Genomic DNA, 20,542 nt, shown 5'->3' on the forward strand with positions numbered 1-20,542 from the left:
GATAATAGGAGAAAATGATATGAATATATTAGAAGAAATTGCAGAGAAAACAAAACTTCGAGTAGCCACTCAAAAGGAAGAAATCTCTTTAGAAGAAATGAAACAAAAAGCATTAGAGTGTATGAAGAATAAAACAGCATCTTTTGAAGAAGCTATTGCTAAAGAGGGTCTATCATTTATCTGTGAAGCGAAGAAAGCGTCTCCTTCCAAAGGCGTGATTGCAGAAGATTTTCCATATGTAGAGATTGCAAAGGATTATGAAGCAGCAGGAGCAAGTGCAATCTCGGTATTAACAGAACCACATTACTTCAAGGGAGATAATGCATACTTACAGGAGATTACAAAAAATGTGTCAATTCCAGTGTTAAGAAAAGACTTTACGGTAGACGAATATCAGATTTATGAAGCGAAAGCAATTGGAGCAAGTGCGATTTTGTTAATCTGTGCAATCTTAGATGATGAACAATTACATACTTATATAGAAATAGCAAATTCACTTCAATTGTCAGTTTTGGTTGAGGCACATGATGAAGAGGAAGTGAAACGAGGATTACAAGCAGGAGCAAAAATAATAGGTGTTAATAATAGAGATTTGAAGACATTTAAAGTAGATATTCATAACAGTATTCGCTTACGTGCACTAGTTCCTAAAGATATATTGTTTGTATCAGAAAGTGGAATTAAAACAACAGAAGATATTAAAGAATTAGTTGCAAATGGTGTTGATGGTGTTCTGATTGGAGAGACAATGATGACAGCGTCAAATCGTAGAGAACAGTTGCAAGAATTGATTGAAAGCAGTAGGGGGTGACGAAAGTTGTCAACAACGAAAATCAAGATTTGTGGATTACGTCGTTTAGAAGACGTTGAGTATGTGAATAGAAACATGCCAGACTACATTGGTTTTGTATTTGCAAAGAGTAAACGACAAGTTAGTGAAGAATTGGCAGAAGAATTAAAAAATGCTTTAAATCCGGCACTTATCAGAGTTGGTGTATTCGTTAATCAACCAGTGGAATGGGTAGCAAGTTTAATTCAGAAGGATATTATTCAATATGCGCAGTTACATGGTGATGAAGACGCAGAGTATATTACACGGTTACGAACATACTTGGATAAGACAGAAGTGGATTCAGATGTGACAGATAAGAAGACCGGTATAATCAAGGCTGTACGTGTGAAGGAAGAGGCGGATATTGAACGTGCGAATTCCTATGATTGTGATTATATTTTATTAGATACATTTTCAGTGGAATGTGAAGGTGGAAATGGTAAGACATTTGACTGGAGCATGATTAAGAAGATGAATAAGCCGTTTTTCTTAGCTGGTGGTATTACACAGGAAAATGCATTGCAGGCGATACAAGAAGTTAAACCATATGGCGTTGATGCAAGTAGTGGGCTTGAAACAGATGGATTCAAAGACGAAGAGAAAATCAAAAACTTTGTTGAAAAAATCCGTAAGAATATAGGATAAGAGAGATTAGACAATTGTAAAATACTTTGAATAGAAAAAGGGTTTTACAAAACAATGAAAAGGAGCGAAGTAAATTATGAGTAAAGGAAGATTTGGTAAACACGGTGGACAGTATGTTCCGGAAACCCTAATGAACGAATTAATTAAGATAGAGGAAGCATATGAGTTCTATAAGAATGATGAGGAATTCAATAAAGAGTTAACAACATTGCTTAATGAGTACGCGGGAAGACCATCGTTACTATATTATGCAGAGAAGATGACTAAAGATTTAGGTGGGGCGAAGATTTATCTAAAGAGAGAGGATTTGAATCATACAGGTTCTCATAAGATAAATAACGTTCTTGGCCAAGCGTTGCTTGCAAAGAAGATGGGAAAGACAAGAGTTATTGCAGAAACAGGTGCTGGGCAACACGGTGTTGCTACGGCAACAGCAGCAGCGTTGCTTGGATTAGAGTGTGAAATCTTTATGGGGAAAGAAGATACCGTTCGCCAAGCTTTGAATGTATATCGTATGGAGTTACTTGGAGCAACGGTTCACCCTGTTACAACAGGAACGATGACATTAAAAGATGCTGTTAATGATTGTATGAGAGAATGGACAAGAAGAGTCGAGGATACATTATATGTACTTGGTTCTGTTATGGGACCTCATCCATTTCCAACAATGGTAAGAGATTTTCAAAGTATTATAAGTAAAGAAGCTAGGGAGCAAATTCTAAAAGCAGAAGGGAAACTACCAGATGTAGTAATGGCTTGTTGTGGTGGTGGAAGTAATGCGATGGGAACATTTTATAACTTTATTGAAGACGAATCTGTTCAATTAATAGGTTGTGAGGCAGCAGGTCATGGTATTCATACAGAGGAAACAGCAGCAACAATAGCAGTTGGTTCGGAGGGAATATTCCATGGTATGAAATCGTATTTCTGCCAAGATGAATACGGTCAGATTGCTCCAGTATATTCAATCTCGGCAGGGCTTGACTATCCGGGAATTGGGCCAGAGCATGCTTACCTACATGATATTAAAAGAGCAACCTATGTGCCTGTTACAGATGAAGAGGCAGTAGATGCATTCGAATATATAGCAAAGCAGGAAGGAATTATTGCAGCAATTGAGAGCTGTCATGCAGTAGCTCATATTATGAAGCTTGCACCAACAATGTCAAAAGATCAAATTATTATCTGTTGTTTATCTGGTAGAGGTGATAAAGACGTAGCGGCTATTGCAAGATACAGGGGGGTAGATTTACATGAGTAGAATAAAGAGCGCATTTGAAAATAAAAAAGCATTTATCGGTTTCCTAACAGCAGGAGACCCAAGTTTAGATAAGACGGAAGAATTTATATTAGAGATGGAGAGAGCAGGAGCTTCATTAGTAGAGATTGGTATCCCATTCTCTGATCCAATTGCAGAAGGGCCAGTTATTCAAGAGGCTAATATTCGTGCGCTAAGTGCAGGTTGTACAACAGATAAAGTGTTTGATATGGTGGTATCTCTTCGTAAGAAAACAAACATTCCATTAGTATTTTTAACATATTTAAACCCAATCTATAAATATGGTTCAGAACGTTTCTGCAAGAGATGTAAAGAGGTTGGTATTGATGGATTAGTTATTCCGGATATGCCATTTGAAGAAAAAGGAGAGTTAGCCGATATAGCAGCTCAATATGATTTAGAGTTAGTATCATTAATCGCGCCAACGTCTGCAAGTAGAATTGAGATGATTGCAAAAGAAGCGCAAGGATTTATCTATGTAGTTTCTTCTATGGGAGTTACAGGAGTTCGAAGCGATATTAAGACAAATGTACCAGAAATCGTAGGAAGTATTCGTAAGGTTACGGATACTCCAGTGGCAATTGGTTTTGGTATACATACAAAGGAACAAGTGCAAGAATATTTTAAAGAAGCGGATGGAGCAATTGTTGGTAGTGCAATTGTTAAGATTATTGCACAGTATGGTGAAGATGCTGCTGAGAAGATTTATGAGTATGTAAGTGAATTGCTTAGTAATTAAAAAATAAAATAATAAGGTTAAAAAACTAAAAATATCTTATGCTAAATATAGTATTGATTGTATCGTAAATGCAATATTATATTTGGAATAAGGTATTTTTTTGCGTTTTTGTCTGTGGAAAATATAGATTTATATTTAAAACAGCACTTTCAAGTGGGATTTATTAAAAAAATATATAATTGATACTATTGTATATTTGAAAAAGTTATGATAATATTAACCTAACAAATAAATTAATTAACTAATAAATAGCTAGAAAAGTCATGATAAATTAACCGTGCATAAGAATGCATGAAGGGAAGGAAACTTATATGAAGAAAAAACAAAAGACAAATGTATTTCGAACAATACAAGGTAAGATTATTGAACTTGGTAGTATTGCGTTCATAGGAATACTGATTTTAGGCTTGGTAGGAGTGTACGGAATTAGAAGAAATAACAATAACAGTGATATTGAGACAAGCATAAGTGAAATCAATCAACTTCAAGGGAAGAATGAAGCAGCAGATAGTATGTACATATATTATTTGGAACAAGTATATCTTGATACAATTACGAATAATTTGGACAAAATGAAACTTCTTTCAGAAGAAATAGAGAAAACAATCGATAGCAAATTTGATTCCGATATGAATCAAATGCAGGAAAGTATTGAAAAAAATTTAGCAAACTATCAACAAATTATTCCGTTATGTAACGAACGTGGATTTAGTAAAGCAGTAGGATTGTATGCACAGTATCTAAGCAATAGTGATACCGTTCACAGTCAGTTGCAACAGTTAATGAATGATAATTCTTGGGCGGAAACAAAATGGACCGCAATTGAAGGTGATGGGAAAACAGTTAAGATTGGAAACAAAGAATACATAAAAATTACATATAGCAGCAAGCTTCCAGAGGTAGGGAAAAGAGATGTATTCGTAGCACGTATTGGTGGGACTGGATATGAATATAAGAAAGATATCTATATTGATAACATTTATCTAAAAAAAGGTGATGTAAAGGCAGAATTAGATTTGTCTGCACTTACGGATTCAGATTTGGCAAGCTCCTATGGAGATGCACTACAAGAGGTTTCTATAGCAGAGTTTAACAAGAATGCGGCTATCCATGTAAAGGCTAATTTTACATCATCTAGAGAAATGTGGGAAGAAATCAGCGTTAAAATGCCAATTACAGCATTGGAGTCTCAAGAATATGATACGATATATTATGATTTATATATGGAAGTACCTGTGAAGGCGGGATTGCAGATAGGTGGAGCGGTAACAGATATATTTGATTTCACAAAAGCGCATACGGCATTGATTGAAGCTGTAGATACTTATAGTAAACTAGTGAATGAAGGAAAAGCAGTAGAAGATAATAAGACAACGATTCAAGGTGCATATAGTGAATTAGAAGCTAACTTGGCGGTTTATTCAATAAATGAGTCTTTGAAGGAAGAGATTTTAAACAATATCAAAGTGGAGCAAGATTGCTTTAATGAGATGCAACGATTAGATACGACTCTTCTTGACCTTAAATCAGATAATGCAGAGTTAAGTAAACAGTTAACAGAAAAATCGACTTCTATTAAAGAGACAATTAAAGAGGATATGGATTCGATCCAAGCAAAGATTATATTATTAATCGTTATTGTTTTGGTAATAACTGCGATTTGTATTATCGTAATTACATTTGTTATCGGAAAAGGTATACGCGGCAGTATTATTAGTTTTAAGAAAATGCTAGGACAAGTAACAGCAGGTAATATTAGCGTTCGTGCAGACGTATCAAAGGGAGATGAATTCTCGCAGTTTGGACAAAGTTTGAATGTGTTCTTAGATAAGTTAGCAGAAGTAATTCTTTCGTTACAAAAGGTATCAAAAACGTTGATACAATCAGGTCTTCTTATGGAAGAAAAAGCACAGCAGACAAATGGAGTTGCGGATACAATTGCCTCTGCTATCAGCGACATATCACAAGGTGCGATTGCTCAAGCAGAAGACATAACGATATCTTCTGGTGAGATTGCAACAATGGGAGATATGATTAACCAAATTATTGAAAAGGTAAGTCAATTATCAACTTCAGCAACTAAGATGAAACAACAAGGTGATGAGTCGTTGGTAGTAGTACAGGAACTTGGAGAATCAAGTAATCGAACTACTTCTGCATTTGATAAGATTGCAACACAGATTAGAGTTACCGATGATTCTGTTCGTCAAATAAGAACAGCAATTAATCTAATTACTTCTATAGCAGACGAGACAAATCTATTATCATTGAATGCCAGCATTGAAGCAGCAAGAGCAGGGGAAGCAGGTAGAGGATTTGCAGTTGTCGCTACTGAGATTCAAAAGTTAGCGGAACAATCGAATTCTTCTGCAAAAATTATCGATAGCATAATAACAAAACTAACAGAAGAGTCACAAACAACAGTACAATATGTAGAGCAGATTACTGCAATTGTAGAAGAGCAAAAAGAAAAATTAGAAGAGACAAATGAGAGATTCTTAGAAGTAAGCAATGGTATTCAATCATCAGGAGAACAGATGAAAGGGATTATTGCGCAAGCAAATGATTGCAATACATCTAGGGAAAAGACAATAGAAGTAATTACGAATTTATCTGCAATTTCAGAAGAAAATGCAGCATCAACAGAGCAAACAAACAGCTCAATGCAAGAATTAAACGAAGCTTCAATAGTGTTAGCAGATACTGCATCACAATTTAAGGTGCTGTCGATTGAATTACAGAAGGATTTGGCGTACTTTAGCGTGGAGACAGAAGTATAAGTAAAAAGGTAGATGAATTTTATGATGACCAGTGATATAATTATCCAATATACATACTGAGGAATTATTTGCAGTATAAAAATAATTAGGAGATGTTATTGGGGATGAAAAAAATAGTCGGGATTATATTTTGTATCTTTGTTGTATTGAGTTTTACGGCATGCTCCCTTTTGGAGACAGAGTCAAGTGAGTTGACGGTTGAGGTAGAGGGGGTAACATATCGCGGAGGTTTCTATGATGACAATTTATTGTATCCGATAGATATCACACTACAGGAAGATTTCTATACGGTGGATCATAAGAAGATTCAGCATGTAGATTTTGAACGATTTGATATTGTACAAAGTATAGGAAAGGGTGACATTAACGGAGTGCTCTATTGTGTGGAAGAACAATGGGGGCAAGCAAAGGCTTATTATGCGGATGGTGATAACTTTGAGTATTATTACACAATTGGGGTAAAAAATGTCAAAAAAAATTCAGAGCCTGTAGTTATTACCATCCCTGATATTGATGCTGAAAAGTTTGATGCGCTTATGAACTTTGCTGATAAAAATCGTTATAAGCCTTTTGGTGCTACAAATAAAAAGACACGCAGACTGCCAATGCCTAACAGTGAGGAAACGCTCTCTTTTTATAAAAAAAGTAAAGATGGATTTTTGGCTTCAGTTAAAGGGTTTGATTACTATGTAGATAATGATAAATTAGTGTTTGTATACTATTATGATCATGGTTATGGAAAATATGAAGAAATAGTAGTGGTGGATGTTCCGGATGAACTTAGTCAATATTTTATGGAGCTAATTGCAACATATCACTAACGGTCAAATAGAATTGCATATGAAATGTATTAATTACCGTTGACAGCAAGAAAATAACATGGTAGAGTATAGAAAATATTCAAGCAAACTACACGTAATTTAATTGTTAAGCGAATTGCTTAGAGAAAAGAGGAATATAGTATGACAAATCTTAACTTTAGTCAAATCAATAGGGACGATGATAGATAGCGTGTGTAGCTGTGAGATAGTAATGTGAAAACTCATAGGTACACACGCTAGAAGTGTTGTGCCTATGTGGGATGATTATAGATAGCAGTAAGACTATAAAGAACCACATTGGTAAATGAGATATTACCTTTGTGGTTCTTTTTTGTATGCTTTTTTTGAAAAATTGATAAGATTTGAGTTTATATTGCATAATTGGACTTAATACTATGCATTTTTGATGCAAAACGTTGATATGATGAAGTGGATTCATAAGAACCTATTAAATCATATGTGAGAGGTGGTGATAATATGAGGCATAGAGACGATGCCTATATGGATACTATGGGGTCTGCATATAAGGTTAGGAATAACTACAAAAATAATAAAGAAAGAACCATAGCATATGGAATAGGTAAACATTATGAATCGAATGACAGGAATGATAGAGCAAAGAACGATAGAGCCAGAACAATTTAGTGAATATATAGGTGGAACAATCAAGGTACATGGAAGTATCTATAAGATTCGTAAGATGAGTGGATTTGCATTTGTATTATTGAGAACGAAAAGAGAGGTAATTCAGTGTATCTATGGAGAGGAATTCTCGAAGTTTTCATTGAATGAGATAGGGGAAGAGTACTCGGTTGTTATTACTGCAAATGTTGTGAAAGAGGAGCGTTCAAAAACAGGAGTGGAGCTACAGATGGTAGATATAGAAGTACTATCAAAGCCAGTAGCGGAATCACCTATCGTAATTAATAATAAGAGAGTAGATACATCAATAGATAATCTACTTAACTATAGACCGATTACATTGCGTAATGAGAAGGAAAGAGCAATATTTAAGATTCAGGAAGGGTTGTGCCAGGCATTTCGTGAGTATCTTTCTAATCAAAAGTTTACTGAGGTGCGTACACCTAAGATTGTGTATGCGGGTGCAGAAGGTGGAGCGAATATTTTTCAATTGAATTACTTTGGGAAGGAAGCATATTTGGCACAAAGCCCACAATTTTATAAGCAGATGATGGTTGGAGTATATGAAAGGGTGTTTGAGATTGCACCCGTGTTTCGAGCAGAGAAGCATGATACATCAAGACATCTTAATGAATATACAAGTGTTGACTTTGAGATGGGATATATTCAGAATTTTGAAGATATTATGCAGATGGAAACAGCTATGATTCAATATGCGATGGAACATTTGAAAGAGATTTATCATTATGAACTTAATCTTCTAAAAGTAAAACTTCCAGAGGTGGAAGGAATTCCAACGATTCGATTTATGGAGGCAAAGGAACTGGTTGCAAAAGAATATAAAAGAGAAATAAAAGACTATGACGATTTTGAGCCAGAAGAAGAGAAGCTATTATGTGAAGTGATTAAGAAAAAGACAGGAAGCGAATTTGTTTTTGTTACACATTATCCAACGAGGAAGCGTCCTTTCTATGCGATGGAGGATACAGAAGATAGGGAAGTAACATTGAGCTTCGATTTGCTATTCCGTGGTTTAGAAATTACTACGGGAGGGCAAAGAATTCATGACTATGAGATGCAAGTGGCGAAGATGAAAGAGCGTGGAATGACAGTAGAATTGTTTGAAAGTTATTTGATGATGCATAAATATGGAATGCCACCACATGGAGGTTTAGGCATGGGGCTAGAGCGTTTTACAAGCAGACTTCTGGAACAAGAAAATGTGAGATTGGCGACGTTATTTCCAAGGGATGTAAACCGAGTTACTCCTTAAAATTTAGTTCGTGCAATAAAAGTACTAATTTTTAACTGAAACTACAAATAAGAGGACAAATTGGCAAAAAATAATCCATAAGTCCTCTTGTTTTATCGGTGTGATTTTGTTATATTGATAAATTGGTATGGTATAAGTAAATACTATGTGGAATACATATAATAATAGAGAGTATTAATGAAATATTTGTTTTTGGTACAAGGTTATACAGTAATTGGAAAAGGGGAAAAACGATGGTATTTTCTAGTCTTATTTTTTTGTTTTTATTTTTGCCATTGTCGTTGATAGCGTATTATTTTAGTAGAAATAAAAATTGGGTATTGTTAATAAGCTCACTGATTTTTTATTCGTTCGGTGGCGTTAAGTTTATATATGTAATAATTGGAATGACGTTTATTAGTTATATAGGAGGCTTGCTGATTGCCTCATCAAAAACGTCGTTTGTGCGTCGTTTATGCTTAGTTATGATTGTTTCTCTACAACTAATGATATTAATTGTGTTTAAGTATACAAATTTTATTATAGATATTATGAATCATGTTTCGAATTATAATTTAAAGGCAGTTGATATTATATTGCCGATTGGTATCTCGTTCTATACATTTCAATTGATTAGTTATGTGGTGGATGTATATAGAGAAGATTGTGAAGAGCAAAGATCTTTTGCGAAATTATTGTTATACTCAAGTCTTTTTCATCAATGTATTGCGGGGCCAATTATTCGCTATCAGGATATTGCGGAGCAGATGGAATATCGAGTTGTAACAAAAGAATTGATAAGCAAGGGAATTAATCGTTTCTGCATTGGTTTAGCAAAGAAAGCAGTTTTGGCGAATCATTTAGCCTCGTTAGCGGACACACTGTTACCAACGAGTACAAATGATTTGCAGACATCTAGTATTGCTGGTCTTTGGCTAGGGTTATTTATGTATATGTTGCAGATTTATATGGATTTCTCAGCATATTCAGATATGGCAATTGGTTTAGGAAAAATGGTTGGTTTTGAATATAAAGAAAATTTTGATTATCCATATATGTCGAAATCAGTAAGTGAATTTTGGAGAAGATGGCACATATCATTAGGCTCATTCTTCCGTGATTACGTATACATTCCATTAGGAGGAAATCGTTTAGGCGCAATTCGAACAATGATTAATTTGTTTGTTGTATGGGCATTGACAGGTTTATGGCATGGGGCTTCCTATAACTATCTGTTGTGGGGGATTTATTTCTTCGTGTTTATTGTACTTGAGAAGTTAATCGTACCGAAGAGGGTTAGAAAGAATGGAAAGGGTATCTCACATATCTATTTACTTATTATCACGTTGTTTGGTTGGTTAATCTTCCGCTATTCGGATATGAACCTTATGTTTCGTATAGGAAAAGAACTGTTTGGCGCAGGCGAGTTATCGTTTATAGATATCAGAACTTCATTGCTATTAGAAAATAATATGTTCTTTATTATAATAGCAGTAATTGGTTCGACAAAAATTGTCAAGTTTTTAAGTGAGGTAGTGAGTGACTTAGAGTATAGATATCGTTGGATTATGCATGCATCTATGGTAGTTGAGATAATGGCTGTTCCAATTATGCTAATTGTGTCTGTAATGTCACTAGTGGGAAATAGTTATAATCCATTTATATATTTTCAATTTTAGAGCGAAAAACAGCGGAATGAAAGTGCCTAACGTTTGCAGGCTATAAGAAAGGCATGGTTATTAAATGAATAATAATGAAAGAAAGCATATATATTACCGAATTAAAATAGTTGTTTTTGTAGTGATACTATTTGGTGGTATGATATTGGGAGCTATCTATACGTTGAGACCAAAGTACTCGGATATAGAAAAAAGAGAGTTACAAAACTTGCCTAAGCCTGAATTTTCTACAGTGTGGGATGGGCAGTACTTTAGTACATTGACTACATGGTATGCAGATACCTATCCTTTCCGTGAGGAATTAATAAAGGCAGATGGAGTGCTTGACGATTTATATGGGATTCAAACGGAGCAAATTACTGGGTCGGCAGTGGTTGCAGATGAGATACCTGAGGTTGGAAATGAAGAGGTAGCACAAGGAGATATGGATCTTACTTTTGAAGAGGAAGGTGATTTTGTTTGGGATGAAGTCGAAGTCGATGAAACGAGTAAAAATGATGATTTGGAAGATGCCCAAAAAGATACGGATATACATGTAGAAGATACAACAACTGAGGATGCGGAATTTGCAGAGGTGGACGAACAGAACACGACGGTAGACGATAATAACATTGCGAAAGACAAGGGTGAAAAAGAAGAACCAGTATCTGTAAGCAAGAAAGATATCAATAATGGACAGACATTTGGCAGTATCTATGTAACAAAAGAAAGATCATTTAGTTTGTATTATTTTAGTTTGTCGGCAGCAGACAACTATGCGAAGACGATTAATAAGATTGCGAAGAAGCTAGACGGTGTGGCAAATGTATATGATTTGTTAGCACCGACAAGCGTTGGAATTTACGTAGATGAAGAAAAGAGTAAAATGATTGGTTCGAGTGACCAAAAGGCAGCATTTGATTATATCTATTCAAAACTTAGTAAAAAAGTAAAAGCGGTTGATGCCATTGATAATATTAAGTCGCATAATAAAGAGTATCTTTACTTTAAGACGGATCATCATTGGACGGCGTTAGGGGCATATTATGCATATGAGAAATTCTGTGAAACAAAAGGAATCAAACCAAATCCGTTATCAAGTTTTGAGAAGAGGGAATATACAGGCTTCTTAGGGGCGTATTATGCAGCGACAGACCAATCTAAGCTTGTGAAGAAGAATATAGATACCATTGAGGCATATGTGCCAATGGGAACAAATTCGATGGTTTATACCGATAAGCAAGGTGTGGAACACAATTGGCCAATCGTTAATGATGTTTCAAAATACAAAGAAAATTCAAAATACAGTACCTTTGTGGCAGGAGATAACCCATATTCGGTTATTACGAATAAAAACAGCAAGAGCAAAGAAACCTGTGTTGTAATAAAAGAATCCTATGGAAATGCGATGATACCATTCCTTGTAGATCACTATAGAAAAATATATATTGTAGATTATCGATATTATAAGGGAAGCTTAACGAGTCTTGTTAAGAAGAAGAAAATCAACGATGTGATATTTGTTAATAATGCAGAGGCGATTAATAATACGGTTGTATCGTTGATTGATAAGATAAAATAAATGGATATAAGAAGTTAGGATGATAATGCCAATTTGAAGGAGGTTCAAATTGGCATTATTGTCCTATAACCAAGCGCCATCAAAAGGAATAATCTGACCTGTTAGATAGGTACTACCCGTAGCAATTGCATAGACAAACTCCGCCACCTCTTCTACCTTGCCAAATCTGCCGCTAGGAATCTCGTTCTCTAATTCTTCGCGGTCTTCTGTCGAGAGAAATTGATTCATCTCGGTGTCGATTGCACCGCATGCGATGGCATTTACTTGAATATTACTTGGAGCAAGTTCCTTTGCTAATGCTTTTGTGAAAGAGTTAATTCCGCCTTTGGTTGCGGAATAGGCAACTTCGCAAGAAGCACCTGCAATTCCCCATACAGAAGAGATGTTAATAATTCGACCAGATTTTTGTTGAACCATGTTGGGAGTGACCCCTTTGGAACATAGGAATACGGACGTCAGGTTTGTTGTTACGATAGAATTCCATTCAGCAAGAGAAAGGTCACTAAGAAGTCCGATGTGGGATATTCCTGCATTGTTAATAAGAACATCAACATGTCCAAAAGCCTCTATTGTATTAGAGCATAGTTTCATAGCGTGTTCTTCTTCGCCAATATTGCCAACATAGGAGATGCAATGCACACCATAAGAGGTAATCTCTTGCTTTACATTCTCTAATAAATCAGCGTTTGTATTACAGTTAATAGCAACATGGTATCCTGCTTTGGCGAATTGAATAGCGATTGCTCTGCCAATGCCACGGGAAGCACCGGTTACGATAACAGATTTTGAAATCATAGAATACTCCTTTTCTTAAAATACTTAATTCTATTGTAATAAGAACATATTAAAAAAGCAAGAAAAGGAGAAAAATTCCATAGTTGATACTTTGGGCGGTATCTGCTATACTACTTGATGTAGTACAATAGTACTAATATATGGAATGCAGATTATAGAGTGAAAGGAATATTATGAAACGAAATAAACATTTTCGAGCATTCGCAAGAGGATTTGTTCGTGCTGGTTGTATGATGTTTTTAATGTTTATTGTTGGTTTTATAACATATAAACTGACTATAGGGGTATATAGAGCAACGCATAAAGAGGGAAACCAAACGAGTGCTCGAAGCAATTCGATTGCAAATGATGGTACAGCAGATAATATTTGTAAGAATTTAATATATATAACAGATGAAGAAGAGAATATACAAGGAATTGTATTGGAAATCTTGAATTCGTATACGAATAACTTGGATTATATTACGATTCCAAGTGATACACAGTTTTCGTTGTCAACAGAATTGTATCAGAAATTGTATGCAAAGAATGAGCAGATTCCACAGATTATATCTTTGAAGAATCTGAATACGTATTTTGATGCGGCGACGAGATTTGGATATGGAAAGCTTATAGTGAATGAACTTCTTGGAACAGAACTCAGTTGCTATACAATCATAAATAGTGATACGGCAGATTCTATATTTAAAGAAGAGACAAGAACGATAGTATTGCAAACGGGAGATTTGGTAGAGGGTTTTGTATATGTGCTTACAGACAGTATTCTTGAATCAGTAAATGAGAACGAGTCCTACTCGATGAAAGAGTACTTAGCGAGATTTTATGAAGTAGCAAAGTCTAATCTGCCATTGGAATCGAAACAAAAATATGCATCCACATATCGAAATGTAAATAGTGATTATATATACTATCATATAATTCCAGGTGTACAAGAATCGGAATACTATGATGCGGATATAGAATTGACAAAAGAGTTTATTACACAGTTGGTTAATAATGAGGCATATGAAATTACACAGGATGCAGTGCAAGATGCTGATCCAATCTCATCAGTTGGACTAAGAATTTCTTTGTTAAATGGAAGTAAGATTACTGGTTTAGCAAGCAGATACAGTGGCATTATTCGAAATGCAGGATTTTCGGTTGGCGAAGTTGGTAACTATTCAGGATCAGTATTACAGGATACAAAAATCATTGTGACTGACGCAGGAATGGGAAGAGATTTGATATCTTTGTTTCAGAATGCAACAATTGAAGTTGGCGATGTACCAGAAGGTTTTGATATACAGATTATATTAGGCGTTTCGGAAAATAGATAGCTGAACAGTTGCGTATGGAGGTTGAAATGAAAAATAAAATTAGCGTAATGGGGGTTGATGTGGATGTCATATCCGTTCTAGCATTCAGTCAGAAATTAAAAGAGTTTCTGTATAATGATTGTTTAGATATCGTATTCCTTATTACTGCAAAAACTCTTGAATATGCAAATGAAGATGAAGAGTTCAAAAATAGTCTTGCATGTGCGGATTATATATTGCCAGCGCAAGAGATACTTTTATCGTTGGTGTATCCGCATAGATATGAAGATACGAACTATGTTAGTGATTTTCATAAATTGCAATTAAGCTTGCGCAATATGGATTGCTCAAAGAAGACAATGTTTATTGTGTCTGATATGGCAAACCAAGTAGAAAGTTTTTTTAATTATAAAAGAAAAGTAGAGGATCGTTTTCTTGTTGCAGGCTCTTATATAGGAGATATAACAGAGAACGAAGATCTTGTTATTAATGAAATTAATGCGATAGCGCCAGATATCTTAGTTCTTGCATTAGAAAGTCCTGAGCAGGAATTATGGATTGATAGAAACCGTACAAAGTTAAATGCAAAGCTTTGCCTTGTATTAGCTGATATTAAAGATGGTATGTTAAAGGAGTATAATGAGATTCCTTTAATAATAAAGAAGCTTGGTTTACAAGGTATCTATCATCATATGAGAGCTTGGCGACCTTTGAAACAGGCGAATGCAAGACGTATATTAAAAAAGAAATTGGAGCATTATAATAACAATAAGATAAAGTAGCGGAGTTAAAGTTGAATATGGAGATGTTAGTAAAAAGATCAAAAGCCATGGATTCCCTATTGATTATAATAGGTTCCTTGCTTATAGCAGTTTCAGTTAATGTTGTATACGAGCCTCTAGGAATGGTAACAGGGGGTGTCTCTGGTCTTGCAATTGTTATTAAGTATTTTACAAGTAGTTTAATAAGTGGTGGTATTCCGATTTGGCTTAGTAACCTTGTAATCAATATTCCATTATTTATAGTGGCCATCGTATTAAAGGGTAAGAAATTTGTCGGAAAGACATTGTTTGCAACGGTATGTTTTACCGTTGCTTTGTATATTGTGCCAAGTATGAATATTGAGTATCAAGATTATCTGTTAGCAGCAGTATTTGGTGGTGTTATTGGAGGTATTGGATTAGGACTTGTGTTTGTGACAAATGCAACAACTGGTGGAACGGATTTATTCGGCATGATTGTACAAAAGTATTTCAGACATTATACAGTACCTCAATTATTGCTTGTGATTGATGGTATAATCGTATTAACAGGTGCGGCAGTATTTGGTTTGAATAAAGCATTATATGCAGTTATAGCTGTTTATATTAATTCAAAAGTAATGGATGCCATATTAGAAGGGCTTAAGTTTGCTAAAGTTGCGTATATCATATCGGATCATTATGAAGAGATATCGAATAAGATTTTAGTAGAAATGAATAGAGGTGTCACAGGCATTTCAGCACGTGGTATGTATTCTAATGCAGAGAAGCAGATGCTGTTTTGTGTAGTGTCAAAGAAAGAGATTGTAACAGTTGTAGAGATTGTTTCTTCTATAGATACAAGTGCTTTTATTATTGTAAGTGATGCTAGAGAGGTTATGGGGGAAGGTTTTATAGAATATAGACAAGAAAAATAGATTTTTTCATCTAATTTCTTAACAAAGCAAACGATTTTACTAAGCGATATACAAATTATACAAAAGGCTATTTTTTTATTTGGTAAAATGGAGTATGGTTTTTGACAGATAAATAGTGTATTATTAGATTATCGAATTGGTATAAAAATTGCTTGATAAAATAAAAAAAGAATTTAGGGAGGAACTGCTCAATGGCAAGTTTAACATTAAAAAATATTAATAAAACATATCCTAACGGATTTGTTGCAGTAAAAGATTTCTGTCTTGATATCGCAGATAAAGAATTCATCATTTTCGTAGGACCATCTGGTTGTGGTAAATCTACAACTCTTCGTATGATCGCTGGTCTTGAAGAAATCTCTTCAGGTGAGTTATGGATTGGAGACAAATTAGTTAATGATGTAGAACCAAAAGATAGAGATATCGCGATGGTATTCCAGAACTACGCATTATACCCACATATGTCAGTATATGATAACATGGCATTTGGTCTTAAATTAAGAAAAACTCCAAAAGATCAAATTGACAAATTAGTAAATGAAGCAGCTAAAATCCTTGATATCCAACATTTGTTAGATCGTAAACCAAAAGCATTATCTGGTGGTCAAAGACAACGTGTTGCCATGGGACGTGCTATTGTTCGTAATCCTAAAGTATTCCTTATGGATGAGCCTTTATCAAACCTTGATGCAAAACTTAGAGTTCAAATGCGTATCGAAATCTCTAAATTACATCAAAGACTTGAAACTACAATTATCTACGTAACACATGACCAAACAGAGGCTATGACACTTGGTACAAGAATCGTAGTTATGAAAGATGGTCTTGTTCAACAAGTAGATTCACCAATCTCATTATACAACAAACCAAACAACTTATTCGTAGCTGGATTTATCGGTTCACCTCAAATGAACTTTATTGAAAGTAAAGTTGTTAAATCTGGTTCAGATGTAATCTTAACATTTGGTGCGTTATCTATTAAGTTAACAGAAGCTAAAGCTAAGATTTTACTTGAAAAAGGTTACGAAAACAAGACAGTTGTTCTTGGTATTCGTCCAGAAGATATTCATGATGAAGAAATCTTCATGGAATCTTCACCAGGAAGTGTTGTTGATGCAACAGTTAAAGTATATGAATTATTAGGTGCTGAAGTTTACTTATACTTCACAATCGACCAATTCGAAGTTACTGCACGTGTTAACCCACGTACTACTGCTAGACCTGGCGATACAATCAAAGTTGCATTTGATTTAACTAAGATTCACGTATTTGACAAAGAAACAGAACAAGTTATCTGTCACTAATCAGATATTACAATAGGAATATATTGGAGAAACGGTATGGCTAATGGCTATACCGTTTCTTTGATTGATGCAAGGTGTTTTTGCAAAAAACATATAGTTTAATGAATGAACTAAATATATTTACTATGATTTTGATTAAAATTGCTAAAATTTATAGTAACTTAATGGGGATTTAGTTTACATTTAATAAAAATAGTGATACTATTATTAGTAAGTAAGATTACGATTTGTGAAAATAGAGGAGTGAGTATATGATATCAAACCAAATTCTTCAAAATACAATTGAAGGCTTAAAAACAATTACTCGTATTGATATATGCGTAATGGACACAGAAGGTAAAGCATTGGCTTCAACTATTTCGAATGCAGAGGATTACGAAAGTGATGTCTTAACATTTGTTGACTCTCCAGCGGACAGTCAAGTGGTTCAAGGATATCAATTTTTTAAAGTTTTTGATGAACATCAACTAGAATATATTATCCTTGCAAAAGGTGATAGTGAAGACGTATATATGATTGGAAAGATTGCTTCTTTCCAAATTCAAAATCTATTAGTTGCATACAAAGAAAGATATGATAAAGATAACTTTATCAAGAATTTATTGTTGGACAACTTGTTGCTAGTAGATATCTACAACCGTGCTAAGAAACTTCATATCGATACAGATGTAAAACGTGTTGTATTCATTATTGAAACAAAGAATGAGAAAGACATGAACGCTCTTGAAACTGTTCGTGGACTATTCTCTACAAAGACAAAAGATTTCATTACTGCTGTTGACGAGAAGAATATTATTCTTGTAAAAGAAATGAAACCAAATGAAACATACGAAGATATGAATAAGACAGCAAAAGTAATTCTTGATATGCTGAATACAGAAGCAATGACAAAAGTACATGTTGCATATGGTACGATTGTGAATGAGATAAAAGATGTTTCTAGATCATACAAGGAAGCTAAGATGGCTCTTGATGTAGGTAAAATCTTCTATAGTGGCCGTAACGTAGTTGCGTACAATAACTTAGGAATTGGTCGTTTGATCTATCAATTACCAATGCCATTATGTAAGATGTTTATTAAAGAAATCTTTGATGGTAAATCACCAGATGATTTCGATGAAGAAACATTAGCTACAATTAATAAATTCTTTGAAAATAGCCTTAATGTATCAGAAACATCAAGACAGCTATATATTCATAGAAACACATTGGTTTATCGTTTGGACAAATTACAAAAGAGCACGAATCTAGATTTGCGTGTATTTGAGGATGCTATAACATTTAAGATTGCTCTTATGGTAGTTAAATATATGAAGTATATGGAAAGCCTAGAGTATTAATTAAATTGTAACTGGTTTAGATAACTGGAGGGACATAGTCTTGAACGTTATTAAACTAGGGTGCAGAATAGTGTAAAGGTTTTTAAAACACACTCTAGTACCGAGATAACAGATATAGCACCGATTTACTCGAATAGAGTAGTTGGTGCTACATTTTTTTAGAACTTTAATTTATGACAATGAGAGATTTGTGGTCTGTGGAAGGGCATGGGACTAGTTAAAATGAGAACAAAAGTAGAAGAATTATTGCAGGAGTCAATAGAACCTCCTATTATTCTATTGGAGAATGTATCGAAGTCATATCAAAAAGATGTAGATGCAGTAAAGGATGTTACAATTGAGATAAGAAAAGGCGAATTTGTCTTTATAGTTGGTAGCAGTGGTTCTGGAAAATCAACATTAATAAAAATGCTGTTAAAGGAAATTGAACCTACATCAGGTAAAATTTATGTGAATGGAAGGGATATTACAAGACTTAGAAGAAGATTAGTGCCTAAGTTTAGACGTAATATAGGAATTGTATTTCAAGACTTCCGTTTATTAAAAGACCGTAACGTTTTTGAAAATGTGGCATTTGCACAACGCGTAATTGAGAAACCATTGCGAACAATTCAGCGAAATGTGCCAGCAATTCTATCGCTCGTTGGATTGTCGGATAAGTTAGAGGCATTTCCAAAGGAACTTTCAGGTGGAGAACAACAGAGGGTTGCATTAGCAAGAGCACTTGTGAATAATCCACTGATATTACTGGCAGATGAACCGACAGGAAACTTAGATCCTAAGAACTCGTGGGAGATTATGACTTTGTTGGAAGAGGTAAATAAAAGAGGAACAACAGTAATTATTGTTACGCATAATGTGGACATTGTGAATGCTATGCAGAAGCGTGTTATAACAATGAACAAAGGCGTACTAGCCAGTGATGAACAAAAGGGTGGTTATTCAAATGAAAATTAGTTCGATTATATATAGCATTAAACAAGGAGCAAAGAATATTCAACGAAATAGAATGTTTTCACTAGCATCAATAGGAACGATAGCAACATGCTTGTTCTTGTTTGGTATATTTTATTTCATATTAGCGAATTTTCAATATACAGTAAAGATAGAGGAAAAGTCAGTAGGTGTATCTATTTTCTTTGATGAGAACATAACGCAGGAGCAGATTACGCAGATTGGAAACCAAATTAAACAATGTGAGGAAGTTGCTACACTGGAATACATATCTGGAGATGCTGCATGGGAAAAGTACAGAAAGAACACATTTGCAGAGGAACAGGAATTAATTGATACGTTTGAGAATGATAATCCGCTAGCGGATTCTGCATCATATATGGTATATTTAGATGAGGTAGCAAAGCAGCCTGAATTCGTAGAGTATGTACAAGGCTTAAGTGGTGTACGTAAAGTTGTTAATTCAGACAAGCTTGCAAAAGGGTTGAGTGATTTTAATATCCTCTTAGGTTATGGATCAGGAGCGATTATTATATTGCTATTAGCAGTTGCAATCTTCTTGATTAGTACGACAATTACAATGGGTATATCTGTGCGAAAAGAAGAGATTTCAATCATGAAATTAATAGGAGCAACTGACTATTTTGTACGTTCGCCGTTTATTGTAGAAGGGATGATTATTGGATTGATAGGAGCTTGCGTTCCGTTGATTTTATTATATATTATATACAACCAAGCAATAGCGTATATTGGACAGAAATTCAGTATATTATCAAATATTTTGCATTTCTTAAATGTAAATCATGTTTTTGCAACGTTGATACCATTATCACTAGCAATAGGAATGGGAATTGGTTTAGTTGGAAGTATGATTACAGTGAGAAAACATCTGCGAGTATAGAACAGAGTAGGTATTTCAATTAGAAGAAAGGTATGATTACAA

18 protein-coding genes are annotated in these 20,542 nt (G+C 34.5%); 17 read left to right on the forward strand and 1 reads right to left on the reverse strand.

Annotated features, from left to right (window positions below; translation table 11 throughout):
- Positions 1-19: 19 nt before the first annotated feature.
- The 10 genes from trpC to RMR19_RS00635 all read left to right on the forward strand — a co-directional run bounded on the left by trpC (position 20) and on the right by RMR19_RS00635 (position 12,230).
- Positions 20-811 (forward strand): indole-3-glycerol phosphate synthase TrpC, encoded by a 792-nt coding sequence (gene trpC / locus RMR19_RS00590; protein WP_310601607.1) that lies wholly within the window; start codon positions 20-22, stop codon positions 809-811.
- Between the two features lie 6 nt (positions 812-817).
- Positions 818-1,477, forward strand: coding sequence for a phosphoribosylanthranilate isomerase (locus RMR19_RS00595; protein WP_310601608.1), 660 nt, complete (start codon positions 818-820; stop codon positions 1,475-1,477).
- A 76-nt stretch (positions 1,478-1,553) separates the two neighbouring features.
- Positions 1,554-2,738: a tryptophan synthase subunit beta gene (trpB, locus tag RMR19_RS00600; RefSeq protein ID WP_310601609.1), complete on the forward strand. Its 1,185-nt coding sequence runs from the start codon at positions 1,554-1,556 to the stop codon at positions 2,736-2,738.
- Positions 2,731-3,495 (forward strand): tryptophan synthase subunit alpha, encoded by a 765-nt coding sequence (gene trpA / locus RMR19_RS00605; protein WP_310601610.1) that lies wholly within the window; start codon positions 2,731-2,733, stop codon positions 3,493-3,495. Before trpB ends, trpA begins: the two co-directional genes overlap by 8 nt.
- Positions 3,496-3,806: 311 nt before the next feature.
- Positions 3,807-6,275 carry a HAMP domain-containing methyl-accepting chemotaxis protein gene (locus RMR19_RS00610; RefSeq protein WP_310601611.1) on the forward strand — a complete coding sequence of 823 codons (2,469 nt, stop codon included), beginning with the start codon at positions 3,807-3,809 and terminating at the stop codon, positions 6,273-6,275.
- 104 nt (positions 6,276-6,379) lie between these two features.
- Positions 6,380-7,096: a hypothetical protein gene (locus RMR19_RS00615; RefSeq protein WP_310601612.1), complete on the forward strand. Its 717-nt coding sequence runs from the start codon at positions 6,380-6,382 to the stop codon at positions 7,094-7,096.
- 477 nt (positions 7,097-7,573) lie between these two features.
- Positions 7,574-7,741, forward strand: a complete 168-nt coding sequence (locus tag RMR19_RS00620; protein ID WP_310601613.1) for a hypothetical protein — start codon at positions 7,574-7,576, stop codon at positions 7,739-7,741.
- A complete protein-coding gene (aspS, locus tag RMR19_RS00625; protein ID WP_310601614.1) occupies positions 7,686-9,011 on the forward strand; it encodes an aspartate--tRNA(Asn) ligase in 1,326 nt (441 codons plus the stop codon). The genes RMR19_RS00620 and aspS overlap by 56 nt, the downstream gene beginning before the upstream one ends.
- A 386-nt stretch (positions 9,012-9,397) precedes the next feature.
- Positions 9,398-10,669: an MBOAT family O-acyltransferase gene (locus RMR19_RS00630; protein ID WP_310601615.1), complete on the forward strand. Its 1,272-nt coding sequence runs from the start codon at positions 9,398-9,400 to the stop codon at positions 10,667-10,669.
- 64 nt (positions 10,670-10,733) lie between these two features.
- The gene (locus tag RMR19_RS00635) at positions 10,734-12,230 is read left to right on the forward strand and encodes a DHHW family protein (RefSeq protein ID WP_310601616.1); all 1,497 of its coding nucleotides are present in this window, start codon (positions 10,734-10,736) and stop codon (positions 12,228-12,230) included.
- Between the two features lie 63 nt (positions 12,231-12,293).
- Here RMR19_RS00635 and ymfI read toward each other — a convergent pair whose 3' ends face one another.
- Positions 12,294-13,025, reverse strand: a complete 732-nt coding sequence (gene ymfI / locus RMR19_RS00640) for an elongation factor P 5-aminopentanone reductase (RefSeq protein WP_310601617.1) — start codon at positions 13,023-13,025, stop codon at positions 12,294-12,296.
- 173 nt (positions 13,026-13,198) lie between these two features.
- On the opposite strand from ymfI, the gene RMR19_RS00645 reads away from it, so the two are divergent.
- From RMR19_RS00645 to ftsX, 7 genes are all read left to right on the forward strand, one after another.
- On the forward strand, positions 13,199-14,344 hold the full coding sequence (locus RMR19_RS00645) for a LytR C-terminal domain-containing protein (protein ID WP_310601618.1): 1,146 nt from the start codon (positions 13,199-13,201) through the stop codon (positions 14,342-14,344).
- Positions 14,345-14,370: 26 nt separating this feature from the next.
- On the forward strand, positions 14,371-15,105 hold the full coding sequence (locus tag RMR19_RS00650) for a WecB/TagA/CpsF family glycosyltransferase (protein WP_310601619.1): 735 nt from the start codon (positions 14,371-14,373) through the stop codon (positions 15,103-15,105).
- A 17-nt stretch (positions 15,106-15,122) separates the two neighbouring features.
- Positions 15,123-16,001: a YitT family protein gene (locus RMR19_RS00655; RefSeq protein ID WP_310601620.1), complete on the forward strand. Its 879-nt coding sequence runs from the start codon at positions 15,123-15,125 to the stop codon at positions 15,999-16,001.
- Positions 16,002-16,192: 191 nt separating this feature from the next.
- The gene (locus tag RMR19_RS00660; RefSeq protein ID WP_310601621.1) at positions 16,193-17,305 is read left to right on the forward strand and encodes an ABC transporter ATP-binding protein; all 1,113 of its coding nucleotides are present in this window, start codon (positions 16,193-16,195) and stop codon (positions 17,303-17,305) included.
- 251 nt (positions 17,306-17,556) lie between these two features.
- The gene (locus tag RMR19_RS00665; RefSeq protein ID WP_310601622.1) at positions 17,557-18,645 is read left to right on the forward strand and encodes a PucR family transcriptional regulator; all 1,089 of its coding nucleotides are present in this window, start codon (positions 17,557-17,559) and stop codon (positions 18,643-18,645) included.
- Positions 18,646-18,915: 270 nt separating this feature from the next.
- Positions 18,916-19,602 carry a cell division ATP-binding protein FtsE gene (gene ftsE, locus RMR19_RS00670; RefSeq protein ID WP_310601642.1) on the forward strand — a complete coding sequence of 229 codons (687 nt, stop codon included), beginning with the start codon at positions 18,916-18,918 and terminating at the stop codon, positions 19,600-19,602.
- The gene (gene ftsX, locus RMR19_RS00675) at positions 19,592-20,500 is read left to right on the forward strand and encodes a permease-like cell division protein FtsX (RefSeq protein WP_310601623.1); all 909 of its coding nucleotides are present in this window, start codon (positions 19,592-19,594) and stop codon (positions 20,498-20,500) included. The genes ftsE and ftsX overlap by 11 nt, the downstream gene beginning before the upstream one ends.
- Positions 20,501-20,542: the final 42 nt, after the last annotated feature.

This window comes from Anaerosporobacter sp. (assembly GCF_031551385.1).
Classification (GTDB): Bacteria; Bacillota; Clostridia; order Lachnospirales; family Lachnospiraceae; genus Anaerosporobacter.